The 16,181-nt window shown below is 63.9% G+C and carries 13 protein-coding genes; 4 read left to right on the plus strand and 9 right to left on the minus strand.

The features are described from left to right. The first annotated feature begins 301 nt into the window (after positions 1-301). Complete coding sequence (locus NGM68_RS08740; protein WP_252701253.1) at positions 302-1,081, plus strand: 23S rRNA (uridine(2552)-2'-O)-methyltransferase; 780 nt, start codon at positions 302-304, stop codon at positions 1,079-1,081. Between the two features lie 79 nt (positions 1,082-1,160). On the opposite strand, the gene NGM68_RS08745 is transcribed toward NGM68_RS08740, so the two are convergent. The 4 genes from NGM68_RS08745 to NGM68_RS08760 form a co-directional block, all read right to left on the minus strand. Beyond that, entirely contained in the window at positions 1,161-2,153 is a 993-nt protein-coding gene (locus NGM68_RS08745) for an ornithine cyclodeaminase family protein (protein WP_252701254.1), read from the minus strand. Between the two features lie 303 nt (positions 2,154-2,456). Then, complete coding sequence (gene thsA, locus NGM68_RS08750; protein WP_252701403.1) at positions 2,457-4,124, minus strand: thermosome subunit alpha; 1,668 nt, start codon at positions 4,122-4,124, stop codon at positions 2,457-2,459. Positions 4,125-4,289: 165 nt separating this feature from the next. Continuing rightward, positions 4,290-5,075, minus strand: a complete 786-nt coding sequence (locus NGM68_RS08755; RefSeq protein ID WP_252701255.1) for a hypothetical protein — start codon at positions 5,073-5,075, stop codon at positions 4,290-4,292. Between the two features lie 205 nt (positions 5,076-5,280). Further along, the gene (locus NGM68_RS08760; RefSeq protein WP_252701256.1) at positions 5,281-5,838 is read right to left on the minus strand and encodes a KH domain-containing protein; all 558 of its coding nucleotides are present in this window, start codon (positions 5,836-5,838) and stop codon (positions 5,281-5,283) included. Between the two features lie 78 nt (positions 5,839-5,916). On the opposite strand from NGM68_RS08760, the gene NGM68_RS08765 reads away from it, so the two are divergent. After that, the gene (locus tag NGM68_RS08765; RefSeq protein WP_252701257.1) at positions 5,917-6,126 is read left to right on the plus strand and encodes a hypothetical protein; all 210 of its coding nucleotides are present in this window, start codon (positions 5,917-5,919) and stop codon (positions 6,124-6,126) included. Further along, on the plus strand, positions 6,123-6,839 hold the full coding sequence (locus NGM68_RS08770; RefSeq protein WP_252701258.1) for a hypothetical protein: 717 nt from the start codon (positions 6,123-6,125) through the stop codon (positions 6,837-6,839). The genes NGM68_RS08765 and NGM68_RS08770 overlap by 4 nt, the downstream gene beginning before the upstream one ends. 136 nt (positions 6,840-6,975) lie before the next feature. Here the strand turns inward: NGM68_RS08770 and NGM68_RS08775 are convergent, their stop codons facing one another. The 5 genes from NGM68_RS08775 to NGM68_RS08795 all read right to left on the minus strand — a co-directional run bounded on the left by NGM68_RS08775 (position 6,976) and on the right by NGM68_RS08795 (position 15,499). Then, positions 6,976-8,517: an HTTM domain-containing protein gene (locus tag NGM68_RS08775; RefSeq protein WP_252701259.1), complete on the minus strand. Its 1,542-nt coding sequence runs from the start codon at positions 8,515-8,517 to the stop codon at positions 6,976-6,978. 480 nt (positions 8,518-8,997) lie between these two features. Beyond that, positions 8,998-10,593, minus strand: coding sequence for an HTTM domain-containing protein (locus NGM68_RS08780; protein ID WP_252701260.1), 1,596 nt, complete (start codon positions 10,591-10,593; stop codon positions 8,998-9,000). Positions 10,594-10,719: 126 nt separating this feature from the next. After that, complete coding sequence (locus NGM68_RS08785; RefSeq protein ID WP_252701261.1) at positions 10,720-12,417, minus strand: Coenzyme F420 hydrogenase/dehydrogenase, beta subunit C-terminal domain; 1,698 nt, start codon at positions 12,415-12,417, stop codon at positions 10,720-10,722. Continuing rightward, positions 12,407-14,146 carry a nitrite/sulfite reductase gene (locus NGM68_RS08790; RefSeq protein WP_252701263.1) on the minus strand — a complete coding sequence of 580 codons (1,740 nt, stop codon included), beginning with the start codon at positions 14,144-14,146 and terminating at the stop codon, positions 12,407-12,409. The genes NGM68_RS08785 and NGM68_RS08790 overlap by 11 nt, the downstream gene beginning before the upstream one ends. A gap of 507 nt (positions 14,147-14,653) precedes the next feature. After that, a complete protein-coding gene (locus NGM68_RS08795; RefSeq protein WP_252701264.1) occupies positions 14,654-15,499 on the minus strand; it encodes an NmrA/HSCARG family protein in 846 nt (281 codons plus the stop codon). 305 nt (positions 15,500-15,804) lie between these two features. On the opposite strand from NGM68_RS08795, the gene NGM68_RS08800 reads away from it, so the two are divergent. Next, positions 15,805-16,128, plus strand: a complete 324-nt coding sequence (locus NGM68_RS08800; RefSeq protein ID WP_252701265.1) for a 4Fe-4S dicluster domain-containing protein — start codon at positions 15,805-15,807, stop codon at positions 16,126-16,128. The last annotated feature ends 53 nt before the right edge of the window (positions 16,129-16,181 follow it).

The raw sequence follows: 16,181 nt of genomic DNA on the forward strand, positions 1-16,181 counted from the left end.
AAACCTCATCTCCCGTTTCGAATCCGAAACGGTAGCGCACCGACCGGATCGCTCGATCAGAACATCTACAGGTGAAACGAGCACGTCGAGAACCACGGGTTCGGAAAGTGGCGCGAATTTGCGCTCGGTGCGTGTGCACGATAGTCGTTGCCACGGGGTGACGAGACGCGTTTGCAGATCACGGCAGTTGACAGCGACTATCCGATGTCCCTTTCCGAGTTGGGAACGTCACGTTCCGTATGAACGCAGATCCACAGACCGTTCCGACGTGGAACGGAACACGGGATTCGGTGAGGTACCCATGACGCGAAAGGACGACTACTACAACCGAGCCAAGCAACAGGGCTACCGTTCGCGGGCGGCCTACAAACTCAAACAGCTCGACGACCTCGAGAACCTCATCTCCGGTGGCGACACCGTCGTCGACCTCGGGGCGGCCCCCGGCGGCTGGCTCCAGGTTGCCGCCGAGAAGGTCGGCCCCCGGGGCCGCGTGATCGGCGTCGACCTCCAGCGGATCAAGGATCTCGAGGATTCCGACCTCGCCGACCGAACCGAAACCCTCCGGGGCGACATGACCCAGGAGAAGACTCTACAGCGCGTACTCGACGCCGCAGGCGGCCCAGTCGACTGCGTCGTCTCCGACATGGCTCCTAACATGTCCGGGGAGTACTCCCTCGATCAGGCCCGGTCGCTGCACCTCGCCCGGATGGCCTACGAGACCGCCCTCGAGTTGCTCGACACGGGCGGCAATCTGGCCGTGAAGGTGTTCGAAGGCTCCGACGTCGACGCCCTCCGCGAGGAGATGAGCGAGGAGTTCCAGTACGTTCGGGCGACGAGCCCCGACGCCTCCCGGAAGTCCTCCTCCGAGATCTACCTGCTCGCGAAAGGCCGGCTGACGGCACCCGTCGACGTCGGCGACGAACTCGAGGTCGAGATTATCGACGTCGGCTCCGAAGGCGACGGCATCGCCTCCGTCGACGGCTACCGTTTGTTCGTGAATGGGGCTGAAGAAGGAGACACCGTCACCGTTCGCGTCGAGGACGTGAAGCCGAATTTCGGCTTTGCAACACAGCTCGAGTAACCGGGTCCGAGTTTCAAGTATCTATGATCGCCGTCCGAGTATTGAGTATCGAGTATCGTACCTCGAGCTTCGAGCGAGCCTACTCGTGGACGCCGACGAGGTCGAACGGCGACCCCTTCTCCTCGCTCGCGGCCTGCTCGTAGACGACGTGAGCGGCGGCGACGTCCTGGATGGCGAGGCCGGTCGAGTCGAAGACCGTCACGCCGGTGTCGGCGTCGCGGCCGGTCTTCCCGCCCTCGACGAGCTGGCCGATCTCACCGTAGATGTCGTCGTCGGTGAGCGTTCCGGCGTGGTAGGGGACGTTGATTTCGCCGGAGTGGGTGCACTGTTTGTGGTCGTCGATGACGATCCGGGCCGCCAGCAGCAGTTCGTCGGCCAGTTCGTGTTTCCCCTCGGCGTCGGCCCCCATCGCATTGATGTGGGTGTGCTCGGCGACGTCCTCGAGGGAGACGATCGGCTCCTCGACGGGCGTGACGGTGGAGAGGACGTCACAGTGGCCGGCTTCGCTGATCGATCCGGCACGAACGTCGAACGCGTCGCCGTAGGTGTCGATGAATCGCTCGACGCGGGCGTCGTCGAGATCCGAGACGACGACCTCCTCGATGGGGCGGATCGCGGCGATGGCGTCGAGCTGGGTGTACGACTGCACACCGGCACCGACGATCCCCAGGCTGGTGGCGTCCTCGACGGCCAGGTAGTCGGTCGCGACGGCCGCGGCTGCGCCAGTGCGTTTCATCGTGAGCTCGGTTCCGTCCATCACCGCCAGCGGGAACGCCGTCTCGGGGTCGGAGTAGATCATCGTCCCCATCACGGTCGGGAGGTCGTGGTCTCGCGGGTTGTCGGGGTGGACGTTCACCCACTTCAGTCCCGCCGCGTCCCAGTCGCCGGCGTCCATGTACGCTGGCATCGAGCGAAAGTCGCCGTTGTACCGAGGGAGATCGATGTAGGACTTCGCCGGCATCTGTGCGTCGCCGCGTTCGTAGGCGGCGAAAGCGTCCTCGACGGCGCTGATGACGTCGGCCATCAGGGCGTTCTCGTCGACGTCATCGCTGTCCAGCAGGAGCGTTTGCATAGGCGCGAATATTGCGGGCCAGTACTTAATTCATGAGATATTCCGGCGACGGCCTCGAGTTGCGATAGACGTGTCTGCTCGAGTCTACGTGCCCGTTGCACAACGGGAGGAACATGCTCCGCTGATCGAGTCACAAACGCACACAAACCGTAAAAATCGGGCCGACTGTGCGCGGATCTGGATGGGTTCGATGAAATTGCTCCTGACGTCGCAATTTCTTCTCGCAGGCGGTGCCCGCTCGCATTTACGCAGTTCTCGTCTCGCTCCGAACTGCGCCTGGCTCACGGCTCCGCCGCGCCTCGCCTACATCGCGCCGCCCATTCCACCCATTCCGCCCATGCCGCCCATTCCGCCACCCATGCCGCCGCCGGGTGGCATCTCGTCCTCGTCGTCGTCGCTGCCGCCGCCTTTCAGCTCGCCAGCGGCGATCACGTCGTCGATGCGCAGCAGCATGACGGCTGCTTCGGTGGCGGACTCGATGGCCTGGCTCTTCACGCGGAGGGGCTCGTAGACGCCCTCCTCGCCCATGTCGATCGTGTCGCCCGTGTAGGCGTCCAGTCCAGCGGCGACGTCGCCGCCGTCGTGGGCGCTACGGAGTTCGACGAGCGAGTCGATGGGGTCGAGCCCAGCGTTCTCGGCGAGCGTGCGTGGGATGACCTCGAGCGCGTCTGCGAACGCTTCGATCGCGAGCTGTTCGCGGCCGCCGACGGAGTCGGCGTAGTCGCGCAGGGCCAGCGAGAGTTCGACTTCGGGGGCACCGCCGCCAGCGACGACCTTCCCGTCCTGGAGCGTCGTGCGAACGACGCCGAGGGAGTCCTCGATTGCACGGTCGACCTCGTCGATGACGTGTTCGGTGCCACCGCGGAGGATGAGGGTGACCGCTTTCGCGTCGTCGACGTCCTCGACGAAGATGCGCTGGTCACCGGCGATGTCCTTTTGGGCGACGCTGCCGGCGAAGCCGAGGTGCTCCTCGGTCAGGTCGTCGACGCTGTTGACGGGACGGGCACCGGTCGAGCGGGCCAGTCGCTTCATGTCGCTGGATTTGACCCGGCGGACGGCGATGATGCCTTCCTGGGCCAGGTAGTGCTGGGCCATGTCGTCGATGCCGCCGTCGACGAAGACGACGTCGGCGCCGACGGCAGCCAGCTGGTCGACGATCTCCTTGAGCTGGGCTTCCTCCTGCTCGAGGAACTGCTGAAGCTGGTCGGGGTCGGTGACGTTGACTTCGGCGTCGATCTCGGTCTCTTTGATCTCGAGTGCGCCGTCGACGAGCGCGATGGAAGCGTCCTCAGCGAAGTACGGCATGTTCTCGTTGACGCGCTCTTTGTCGACGATGACGCCCTCGACGAGTTCGGAGTTCTCGATCGAGCCGCCAACGACCTTCTCGACTTTGACGTTGTCCGTGTCGATGCCGTCCTCGTCGGCGACGGTCTGGACGGCGCGAACGACGAGTTCGGAGAGCAGATCCTTCGCGTTCTCCGCGCCTTTCCCGGTCATCGCGGTGGCTGCAATCTGCTCGAGAATCTCGTCGTTGTCCGCGTCGACCTCGACGGCGATGTCCTCGAGAACCTCGGTCGCCTTCTCGGCGGCCTGGCGGTACCCCTGGGCGAGGGTGGTCGCGTGGATGTCCTGCTCGAGGAGTTCCTCGGCACGCTTGAGCAGTTCACCGGAGACGACGACGGCGGAGGTGGTGCCGTCGCCGACTTCCTCCTCCTGGGTCTCGGAGACTTCGACGATCATGTTGGCGGCTGGGTGATCGATCTCCATCTCCGTCAGGAGCGTGACGCCGTCGTTGGTGACGACGACGTTCCCCGTCGAGTCGACGAGCATCTTGTCCATCCCTTTCGGGCCGAGAGTCGTGCGGACGGCCTCGGCGACTGCTTTCCCGGCCGAGATGTTCATCGATTGTGCGTCTTTTCCGGACGTACGCTGACTGTCGTCGGAAAGTACGATAAGTGGCTGGTTGCCCATCTGTTGTGCCATAGTCATGGATTGATTGTTTGCTATTCTATATAAAGGCTTCGTTATGGGGTGTGCCAATGAACAACACAACGCTTCAGTGGGGCGGTTGTACGTTCGCCGTCCGTGAGGTATATATGTACATCCTGGCAGTGTCGTGACTCCCTGGCAGTTCGCTCACTCGGCGTCTCGATCGTCAGTTTCGTTCGCCCAGTCTGGCGTTTCGAGGTCGATCGACTCGCCGATTCGGTCGATTCGGTGCTCAACCGAAACGTCGACCTGTTCGCCGTTCCGAATGCGTTCGCCCTCGAGCGAGAGGTATTCGATGACTCCACGCTCGGTAAGAATCAGCGTGAACGTCGTATTCTGATATGGGATGGCGTTACCGGATCCGGTCAGGACGTACCGAGGCCGATCGCCAGAGCGGTCGACCGAAACCGACTCGACGGCCGTAAACAGCGTACTCGCCACGACGGGCAGCCGGGTCGCTGGATTGCTGATCTCCCGACCACTCGAGACGGTTGCTTCTCCCCGCTCGCCGACCACCCGGTTCGTCACCTGGTCGCCGTCGACCCACTGTGTCGTCGTTCGTGTCGTCGTCACGTTCGTGGCGCGATCGTACACGTATCGGGTGTGTTCGGTATACTCTCTCCCGTCAGCGGTGATAACTGCCCGCTGAGTGGTGTTCGACAGCACTGTCCCGTTCGCATCAACGTACGTCGTCTCCATCGTGCGCACGTAGGACGTGTCCGTGAGCCGTTCGATATGCCCGTACCACAGCGCCTGCCAGCTGGTGACCCTGTCTCCGGAAACGCCGGCGAGCCCGATATCGTTCGTTGGTTCGACCGGTTCGTCGACGCCGTACGGATCGCGGTCGACCTCGCTTCCGACCAGACCGGTACACCCTGCCGTGAGGAGGCATACGGCGAGAACTATCGGTCGGATACCGGGCGGGATGCGCATTCGACGGTGCTCATTGTGTCCAGACCACAATAAACCCGTCCCACGAACTCACCGTTGGTCGTACCCACCGCAAATTTCGATCGTCCGCCGATCGGATCGGCTCTCGCCAGTGGTACCCGGTGATCGGATCGGCTCTCACCAGTGGAATCCGTCACTCGAGATCTACGTGGTACGTTTAGCGGCGTTCAGGATTCGTTGACGGCGTTCAGGACTCGCCGCCGGGGTACCGGTGGTACTGCATACCCTGGTGTTTCATCTCGTTGTGGCGCTCCTCGAGGTAGGAGTAGACGGCCCCGTGGGGAGCCCCATCGAGGAGCATCTCGGCTGCCGTCCGAGCGGCGTCGACTTCCGGCGGCGTGCCGATGATGCCGAGTGTCGAGCCGTAGATGACGACGGAGGCTCCGGAAAGCTCTTCCATGAGTTCGCGGGTGCGACCGCCCTCGCCGATGAGCCGCCCCTTCTGTCGCTGGAGGTCGTTTTTGTTGCGGGAGGCGGCGTCGATGTCGACCAGATCGAACAGCATCATATCGTCTGCCAGGAGTCGGAGGGCGTCATCGGGGGCGAAGCCGCGGCCGATCGCCCGCACGATTTCGGGCCCTTTGAGGCCGCGGACGGGGTCGCCAACTGCGTCGACGGCGACCGAGCCGTTCTCGGAGTCGATGTCGAGTCGCACTTCGGCTTCGGACTCGATTCGACGCATCGTCTCCCCGCCTTCACCGATGAGAACGCCGATCCGATCCTGCGGAATCTTCACGTGCTGCATACACCCGCTGTACTCGGTCTGGCTGGTTAAGGCCTTTGTCCGACCGGACGTTCCATCGGGTGGATCGCCCCCTCCGTCGTGCCTACAGACTCCCCCGAGCCACAGACCATCTTTCGAACCCACAGCCCCTCTCTCGAGTCCGAACTCGCGCTGGTACTCGCGCGCAAGCGACGCTACCGAACGTCGACACCCCGCGCCCATCACGTCGAACGCTCCACCTGCCACGAGACGTCCGCCGAAACCAGCACACGTTTTGGCCGGGGCGTCGAACGACGACTCGAGGAATGAACCGTCGTGAGACCGGCACACCCGCGTCCATCGAGTTCGACTGGGGTCGGGCACTCGAGCGGCTGTGTTTTCTGTACCCGCCGGTGATCGGCGTCGGTGCGATCGGTGTCCTCGGCGACCTCGATCCGGGGGTGCCGGGTGTCCAGTGGGCACTCCTCGCGATCGGTTCGTTCGGGTACACGGTCGTCACAATCGGTGTCATGGTGGCGCTCTATCTCGATGCCAATCGCTTTCGTGATCACCCCTCGTGGCATCCCAGCCCGGTGGTGTATCCGGCCCTGGCGTTCGTCGCCGCCCCGCTGGTCGCCGTCGTCTACCTCTCGAGACGCCATCGACAGCTCGGAACGCCCGCCGGGTGGGACGGCTGGTGGCTCGTAATCGCCCTCTCGCTGTGTACCTCGGTACTCGCCATTGCGACGTTCGTCGTCGCCGTCGTATTCCAGTTACCGGGGCTTCTGGTGACCGCGGCGGGGGTCGCCGGGACGATCGCTGTCGGGGCGTTTCCGGTGGCGATCCACCAGGACGCGGCGTTCGTCTCCGTCCACGAACCCGGGTGGCGACCGAATCCGGGAACCTACCTCGGTCTCGCGTTCGCCAGTCTCTTCGTTCCGGTGTTCCAGCCGCTGCTCGCTGCGTTCTACCTGGTTCGGCGGTGGCAAACGTGGGGGCTCGAGTGGCCCTCACGCCCCGAGCGGCCGGCTGTGCTCGAGTAGCCCCGGCCACGCTTCAGAATCCTCACCTCGCTCATGGCGCTCTCATAAGCCGTGAGTCTTTGGGCGACGGCCTCGAACGCTCGATTTGATCCCTTCACCGTTCACAGCTCGAGTGCTTCAACATCGTGTGGTGGCGTCAACAATCGTATTCGATAACCGTGCGGTGTCGGACGTCGTCGTACTCGCCGTCGATAGGACTCGACTGGAGGAACCGGTGGACGGTCACCGACTCGACCTCGGCGTGACCCTCGAGGTTCTCGGTAGCCGATTGACAGGCCCACTCGGCGTAGTTGACGGCGATGAGCCCGTTCGTGTCGCCGCCTCCGGAGTCCCGGACGGTCTCGAGGTACTTGCGCTCGCGGAAGTCAGCGTACTCCTGTGAGGCGTCCGGTGGGCGATCCGCGGTGACGGTTCCGCCGTCGAACGGATCGACGGTCTGGCCGATCGCTAGCTCCGCCTCGACCGCGTACCAGCTGTAGGCTGTCGAGGGGTTCGGCGCGTACAGCCCCCAGCGCTGTTCGTTGAGGTGCTGGTGATCGATCTCGTCGGGTACCTCGTAGGACGTCACGTCGGCGGCGCTGAACAGGACGATCCAGACGAGCGCGAACAGTCCGATGATCGAGACGAACGAGCGGGCGTATTCAACGCCGAAGTCCGCTACCCGCTCGTAGTCGCTTTCGCGGAGTTGCGCGAGCACTCGGCGCTCGAGCGGAGGCTTCGAGAGCGGGCCCAACGCCTCGGCAGTCGGTCGGTAGCGGGTGACTCGATCGGGAACGCGGCGGGCGATGGTGTCCCAGAACGGCGGCGTCAGATACGCGAGTACCGAGGCGGTCAACACGAGCGGAAACAGGCCGACCGACATCGCCGTCGCCATTCCCGCGAACGCGCTGATGTACACGAGGGCGAAAAACGCACGAAGCCGCCCAACTGTCAGGAATAAAAAGACGATAGATCCGCTCAGGAGGACGACCCAGCCGTAGGTAAGTCCCTCGAGCAGGGGTGGAAACGCGGTGAGGTAGTTCCCGAGGTAGACCGTCATGACGTCGTTGGCCATCGCGATCTCGAGGGCCTCGCCCTGGTACCAGGTGTCGCCCTCGTGTTTTTCGACCGCGTTTGCGGAGAACACCGCGAGCGGTTGGGCGAGCAACGCGAGGGTAGCGAAACCGGTGACCTGCGTGCGGGCCGACCCTCGGCGGAGGGCGTCGATCGACCAGCGTTCGCCGATGGGCGTCAAGATCGCGAGCAATAACAGCACTCGAAACAGCCGATCTCCCCCGTTGAGGACGGCTGGGTTGCGCGCTTGCAACGAGACCAGAAAGACGAGGGAGACGATCGCAACCAGCCGCGTGCGATACCCCAGGATCAGGGCGACCGCGAACAGCGCGGCGATCACGAACAGCAGCTGCTGGAACCACACCTCCCCCGACCAGGCGTGCATCGAGAGGCCGGTAAACCGGCTGTAGGTCGTCTCGTACGCTGACACGGGGTACATACCGTAATCCGAATAAAACAGCTCGATACCGCTCCAGCGGTGGGCCAGGTCGATCAGAATCGTCACACCGAGGAGGATCCGGAGGGCGGCCAACGCACGCGTATCGACGGTTGCCCGTGCCCGAACGCGGTTCCAGACGGCGGCTCGGCTGGGGCGAGGAAGGGAATCTGGCTTCAGGTCAGTCACACGCGTTTTCACGTCCATAGGTCTTCGTTCGAGGGTGCCCCGACGGACGAATCGCTCACGTGGGCGTCGATCCGACTGTCGTGGAGGGCGATATACTACCTGTTGTGAAATTGACCGGTAAATACTTTCTCCCTCGTTGTCGTGTGGCGCGTGTCCGACGCTCGAGGCACGACTCCCCTCGAACCGAGCGCCGGCATGTGCGTATTTCGACCTCGCCGTTTTCGAGCTGATTGGTGACCGCTCGAGTCCGGGTGGCGATCGTACCCGGTACCTCCCCACAGTCTCGCCTCTGTGAGTCCCTACGTTTCGGTGTTCACCCCCGTGGCGTATTCTCCAATACGTCGCTGGCGACCCTGTACGCTCGAGCGACCGTCGGGTTCCGGTGTGGGAGCCCGAGAGGTTGTTACGACATCCAGCGTGCCTGCCCCGTACTCCGCCGTCTCTCCGCCGTCTCTCCGCCGTCTCTCCGCCGTCTCGAGGTCACGGGCGCATGCTGTCCGGGAAATTGATCTGCTCCGGTTCGTGATCGCCACAGCCGTACTCGTAGAACAGCCGCGAACTGCGGTCGCGGTCTTCGGGGCTGTTGATCGTCTCTATCGTGATATCCTCGCTCACGACGTACATATTGATGTGGGTGAGCGTGATGTCGTGTTCTTCCTCCCAGGTCGTACACAGGTGTTCGGCCAGCAGTGCTGGCGTGTTGCTTCCGTCGCCAGCCCGTCGCACGCTGTTCATGTAGAACCGCTCCCGGTAGGTGCCGTACTGCTTCTGGAGTTCCTGGTGGGGCCGGTCGAACGTCAACGGCCGATCGTTGTAGACGTCGAGCAACTCACCGTTGTCGGTCTGGGCGACGAAGACGTGGTACCGATCGGTCGTTCGCGGGTTCGGGGCGAACACCGTCCAGTCGGGCTGACTGATCATGTAGGCGTTCGCCGTCGATTCGATCTGCTGTTTGTGCGGCGCGTCTTCGTCCACGAGGGCCCCCGCGGGGAGGTACGGCCCAACCGAGAACAGGAGAATCGTGACGACGATGGTCACGATCGCGAGCGTGTACAGCTGCGATCTAGCTCGGCGCTGGGCGTCCCCCCTGAGCCGCCAGTCCGGAACCGCGTGGGCGACGTGCTCGAGTCGTTTCAGGCGGGCGTGCGGCTTCTCGATATCGACGTCGAAATATCGGAGGACGGCTTTTCCGTCGCGCCAGATCTGGGGCTGTATGAACAATAACAGGCCGGCCATCGCGACGTACGCGAACGCGCCGATTCGAACCGTGATGGCGAACGCGAAATGCCCACCCATGAACAGCGCGACCAGGCCCATGCGCTTTCGCCCCACGAGGACGAGCAACAGCGGCGAGATGAGCATCATGGCATACCACAGCAACCCGCCGTAGCTGAGCAGTGTCGGCATCGCCCGTACCTGCTCGGCCAGCAGAAACGTCATGTCGTCGAGGCCGAGGACGAGTGGGGCGGCTTCGCCGGTTCCCCACACGTCCGACTGGGCCTTGTGATAGCCGTTGTAGAAGTACATGAATACCATCTGGCCCAGGATCAGCGTGGAGGCGACGCTCGCGATTTCGGCCCGCGGATTCCGCTCCCGGTGAACGGCGTCGATCGACCACCGTTCGCCGAGCGGAAGGAAGATTGCCCAGAACACGAGCAACCGGAACAGGACGTCGGCGTAGCTCGTGACGAACGGGTTGTGGTAGTCGAGCGAGATGACGAACAGGAACGACAGAATCGTCGCCAGCCGGGTCTTGTAGCCGACGATCAGCTGAATTGCGATCAGCACCTGGATGATCATCAGCCCGGCGATGACGGTCGGATCGGTCGAGATGTGGTAGATCGAGAAGGCGTTGTCGGCAGTCACCGCCATCGCGTGGGAACGCGGGACGACACCCTCGTCCGTATAGAAGAACCAGAAGTTTCGCGAGCGCAAGAGGACGTCCGCGATGATGAGCAACCCGACGAACACCCGAAACACCGCGAGCGACCGGGCATCGATGGTGACCGATTCCTTGAGGTTGCGGCTGACTCGAGAACGGAGGGCAGATCCCGTTAGCCGTGTGTCACGGACCATCTGATCGCAGACTCCAGTCGTGCTCGTATATTTTTTGTGGTGCCGTGTCAGATCGTCGGTCATACGCACAGGACAGTCGGTCGAGTGCAAACGGGAAGCGCGGTCACGGATCCGTCCGAGACGCCTTCAGTGCCCGGTGTCGTGTGGATTCAGTTCCGTCCCGTACCACTCGGCGTGGTCGGTGTAGTCGATGAATCGCGGTGCGTCGGCATCGAACGGTCGCTCGAGGCTCTCGAACGCCTTTTTCTTGTCCCAGCTCTGGAGGCCGCCGACGGCTCCTCGATCCTCGAGGTCATGGTAGTCGAGGTCGGGTTCGGTCAGCTCCCAGGCTTTCAGCCCCTGTTCGGTTCGAACGATGACGCTCGAGTACTCGTCGCTCGAGCCGACCGAGCCGACGGTGAGATCGGCACAGTAGCCGGTGAAGTCGGCACACTCGTCGCAGCCCTTGAGCGCGGCGTCGTGGAAGTTCCCGATGTCTTCCTCGAGGATCATCTCGCCGTCGTGGTCGTACACCATGAGCTTCCCGTGGAGGACGTCCATCTTCCCGACGTCCGCGCGGGCGATCCCTCGCTTCTCCTCGAGTTGCTCGCCCATCAGGCTGTAGTAGTTGAAGTTCTTGGTGCACATGAGCGCGATCGTGTAGTCGACGGCGCGGACGCCTGCCTCGTGGGAGTCGTACTCCCACTCGAAGTCCTGCAGGGCGCGGATCCCCTCGATCTCACAGGGAGTGCCCACGAGAGCGAGGCTGATCTCCTCGAGCGGCTTGTCGGGGAGTTTGTGCGTCCACTCGTCGAGGTCGAGGTGACCCAGCGCCATCGTCTGGTTGTAGATCGTCCCCGCGTTGGCGATCAGATCCTCGTAACTCGTCGCGAGGTAGCTCTCGGCTTTCCAGGGTTCGTCCTCGCTCTCGGTCGCGATCAGCGCCCCGTCGATTTCGCCCGCCTCGAGCAGGTGCGCCAGCACGGTCGTGACGAGGCCGCCGTCCTGTGCGTTTTCGGTCCACTCCTCGTCGACGCGCGCGGAGAACTCCGTGATTGGGTCGCCCGCGCCTGTGACGTTGTCGTCGCCGCCGGTGATCTTCCACTGGCGTTCGTACCGGAGCCCACCGCGGGGACAGAAGTCCCAGCAGAGCGAACAGCCGGTACACATCTTCACGAGTTCGGGCAGGTCGTCGTCGCCGATGCCGATCGAGTCGGAGGGGCAGGCGGCGACGCAGGTTCCACACTGGATACAGCGCCCTTCGTCGATGACGGCCTCGTCGAGTTCCATGAACCACGTCTTCTCGTCCGGCGTTTCGATGTCGTTCATGGACGATCGAATCGAATATGACGGCGTCTCGAGGTCGACACCCTCCGGAATCCCGACGCGAGTAGCGGGGTCGCCATTATCGACGTCCTGGCTCACGTCCCCGGCGGGCGTCGTGAACTCGAGGTCGGTCAGGTTGCCGCCCTCGTCGACGTTCGAGACGCCCGCGCCGTCGGCGCGGATTGCCCGTTCGCCGCAGGTGCAGTCGTTCGGGCTGCAGCCGTCTTCAGTCAGTTCCGTTTCGCGGTCGTTCGTCCCTGACTCGACCGCTCGAGCCCGATCGGGCGTCGCCGCCGGAACGACGTCCTCGTCTAGACCCGTCGCGCCTTCGATTGCCGGAACGCCCGGGTACGGCTCCTCGTGACCGCCGTCGGTGAGGATGTGGCGGCCGCTCTCCGTCACTGCGCCGTCGCGTTCGTCAGCACCGTCGTTCTCGACCAGTTCCGGGGCGGCGTCGGCGGGAGCGTTCGTCGGAACCGTCTCAATTGGATCACTCGAGTCCCGCCCGTCAGTCGCCATGGGCGACACCTCCTGCAATCGGGGCGTCGGCTCGACGAGCGATCTCCCGGAGGCGATCGTTCTCGAGGCGACGAGTCCACTCGTAGAACCGCTCGCCTTCGGAACGGTCGTCGGAGTACGCGTCGAACAGCGACTCGAGGGCGGGGACGACGGAGTCGGCGGGGACGGCGGTCTCGATCCAGTCGAGGAACTCGTTGTCGGTACCGAGGGAGCCGCCGAGGCCGACGTCCATCCCTTCGACCAAGGCGTCTCCATCTCCCGGGCTCTGCCCGCTCGATCGTGTCGCGGAGCCATGCTCCGCGCCGTCCCCGTCGGAATCGAGTTTCACCGTCTCGCCGCGAAAACCGATGTCCGCGATCTGGGGCTGGGCGCACGAGGCCGAGCAGCCGGACATGTGCATTCGGATCACCTCGACGTCGTCGGGGACGTCGATGCGTTCGTCGAGTTCCCGCGCCCATCGTTTCGTGCGCTGTTTGGTCTCGATGATGGCATATTTGCAGAACTCGTTGCCCGTACAGCCGACGGCTCCGCGCGAGAACGGCCCCGGATCGGGGCTGTACTCCTGGGCGAACGGTTCGGCGAGGAGGTCGTCGACGCGCGCTTCCGGGACGTGGGTGATCAGGAGGTTCTGGTCGGTCGCGAGTCGAACGGAGGCGTCGTCGGTGCCATAGCGCTTCGCGGCTCGAGCGGCGGCGGCGAACTCGTCGCCGCCCATGCGGCCGGTGACGACGTTGAAACCGACGTATTTGAGGCCGTCCTGTTTCTGGTCGTGGACGCCGACGTGGTCGCCCTGGTAGCCCACGGTGAGCCCCTCGCCGCTCCCGGGGAGGTCGACCGTACACCGATCTCTCACGGCTTCTTCGAATTTCTCGGGGCCGAGCTGTTCGACGAGGTAGCGCATTCGGCAGAGGCCGCGATTGTACCGGTCGCCGAGTTCCTTGAACGTCTGGGCGACCGCCCGCACGAACTCGACGGCGTCCGCCGGCGGGACGAACACGTCGAGTTCGGAGGCCATTCGCGGGCCGTCCGAGAGGCCGCCGCCGACTCGAGCGTGGAAGCCGTAGGTGACCTCGTCCGCCTGCGTCTTCCTCGCGGGCACGAGGCCAACGTCGTTGATCTGGGACTGTGCGCAGTCGTGTGCGCAGCCGGTGATCGTGAGCTTGAACTTCCGGGGGAGGTTGGCGTACTCGCGGTTTTCGGTGAAGAAGTCCGAGACGGCGTCGACGACCGGCTGGGCGTCGAAGCACTCGTGGCCGTCGAGGCCGGCGGCGGGACAGCCGAGGACGTTCCGCGCGGAGTCCCCACAGCCCTGCACCGTGGTCAGGCCGACCTCGTCGTAGCGATTCCAGAGTTCCGGCACGTCCTCGATCCGAATCCAGTGTTTCTGGATGTCCTGGCGGGTCGTGATGTCGAGGTAGGCGTCACCCCACAGCTCGTTCTGTTCCGCGCCGCCGTACGCCCCGGGGGCAACGGCGAAGTCCGTCGCCGCCTGGCCGATCACCTCAGCCTGCTCAGGCGTGAGGTAACCACCCGGAACCTTCGTCCGGATCATAAAGTATCCCTCCTGTTTTTGCGCATACATGCCGGCCCACTTGAGGCGTTCCCACTCACCGTCGCCCGCTCGAGCCTCGATTTCCTCGAACGACAGTCCCTCCTGGGCGTACTCGTGGACGTCCTCGAGGACGTCGAGGGGGTGTTTTTCCTGTTTGTGGCGCTCGGTCGTGTTCACGGCGACCACCCCCGGGAGAAGGCGGGAGTTGGGCGGATCGTCGCTGCCGGTGTGGCGGAGAGTGACATAGGGGGTAGTCACGAGTGACGCACATACCGCCGTGCGTTCAGGCGAAGCCTGGCGTCTATCGGCTGTTCCGGCAATCATTGCTCCTCCGGAGGCTGCTCCAACTCGGAACCGAGTCCGAACGGGGGTGATGTAGGCGTCTCGAGCGACGAACCGCGAACCACGTCACTGATCGCGGCAATGCTCTCCTGAACCGGACACGGAGGTTCAGGCGGCAGCCGGCTGGCTCGAGCCGCCGCGCACGCCCGACTGCCATTCCCATCGGTCTCGGAGCTACCGCGCACGTCCGACTGCCATTCCTCGGCTGCCTCGAGTTTCTGGTATGGGTGTCAGCTCTAGCACTCGCTCTCGGTGCCCACTCTAGGACTTGTTATCTGCATCCGCTCGAGCACCCGCTATCCGTGCTTTTCGATCCGTCCCTCCAGTCGATGTCCGTCGCGATCACCATTCGCGGACGAGGTAGTCCTCGAGTCGGTTGAAGTCGACGGCATGCTCGGCCTGGATCTCGTCCATCGGCGACTCGTAGCCGTACTCGTTGAACCACTCGAACATCACCGCGTACTCCTCGCCCTGGTGTTCCTCGACCTCGTCGATCGAGAGATGCTGGGCACGGACGCCGCTTCCGAGCGCGTCGGCGAACCTGACTGCCATCGCCCGCACCGTGAGTTCGTCGCCCGCGAGCTCGAACGCCTCGTCGATGTAGCGGTCGGGGTCGGCGAACGCTTCGGCCACGAACGCGCCCAGATCCTCGACGTCGAGTACCTGCAGCGGGGTTCGTGGCTCGAGCCCCATCGCGAGGGTGCCGTCCTCGATGGCCTCGCGGAATCCCTCGAAGTTCTGGGCGAAGAAGACCGGACGAACGACCGTCGCCGGCACGTCCAGTTCGTCGATCCGTCGTTCGATCTCCCACTTCGAGTCGAAGTGCGGGATGTCGGTGTCGCGGTCGGCACCGCCGACGGACGAGAAGACGAGGTGTTCGACGCCGACGTCGGCGGCGAGTTCGACGACGTTCGTCCCCTGTTCGACCTCGTCGTCGTAGCCGTGCTCCCAGAAGTTCGTCATCAGGAAGACACCGTCGGCGTCCTCGATCAGCGCCTCGACGTTGTTTTTCGAACTGATCGTCCGTTCGACGAGCTCGGCCCCTTGGTCGGCCAGTTCCCGAGCCTCTCCCTGGTCGCTGTCTCGTGTGAGGGCGAGCACGTCGACGTCGCGCTCGAGGAGGTGCCTCGTGACGGCCCCGCCCTGCGTGCCGGTCGAGCCGATCACCAGGATCGTGTCTCGTTCCATGGTACCACCACTACGGAGCGCATCGCCACAAAGCCTCGACAGGCGAGTGCAACGGAGTCGACCGAATCGAAACGTTCCTCGAGGTAGCTGGATTCCCGAATCAGCGGCGTCTGTGGGACTGCTCGATGACCCACCGCCGCCCCTTTCGAACCAACATATATACGAACGAGTCGACGTTTCCGTCACTCTCAGCGGTACGCCGCTCCGTCTAACACTTTTAGGCCGGCCTAACTCGAACGAAAAGCCGTTCCTATTTAAGGAAGTGCATATCTTTAAGTGGCCGTCCGACGATTCCCCTGCTAGCAATGGCCATTGATCCGCAGTTCCACGAGAATCGGGAGAAAGTCGGTGAGGAAAACGGCGTCGCAGTCTGGGGGCCGGTCGACGAGCCCGAACAACTCGGTATTCACGGCACCCATGTCGCTGTCGACTACGACCTGTGTATCGCCGACGGGGCCTGCCTCGAGGACTGCCCGGTCGACGTGTTCACGTGGGTCGATACGCCCGGCCACCCCGAGAGTGAGCAGAAGGCCGAACCGACGAACGAAGCCCAGTGTATCGACTGCATGCTCTGTGTCGACGTCTGTCCGGTCGACGCAATCGACGTCGACGCCGGGCGCACGGCCTAGTTCACTGTCTACACTGGTCGGTGTCAGGGACATTCGAACCAGCCGACTGACTG

It is taken from the genome of Natronosalvus vescus (genome assembly GCF_023973145.1).
Lineage (GTDB): Archaea > Halobacteriota > Halobacteria > Halobacteriales > Natrialbaceae > Natronosalvus > Natronosalvus vescus.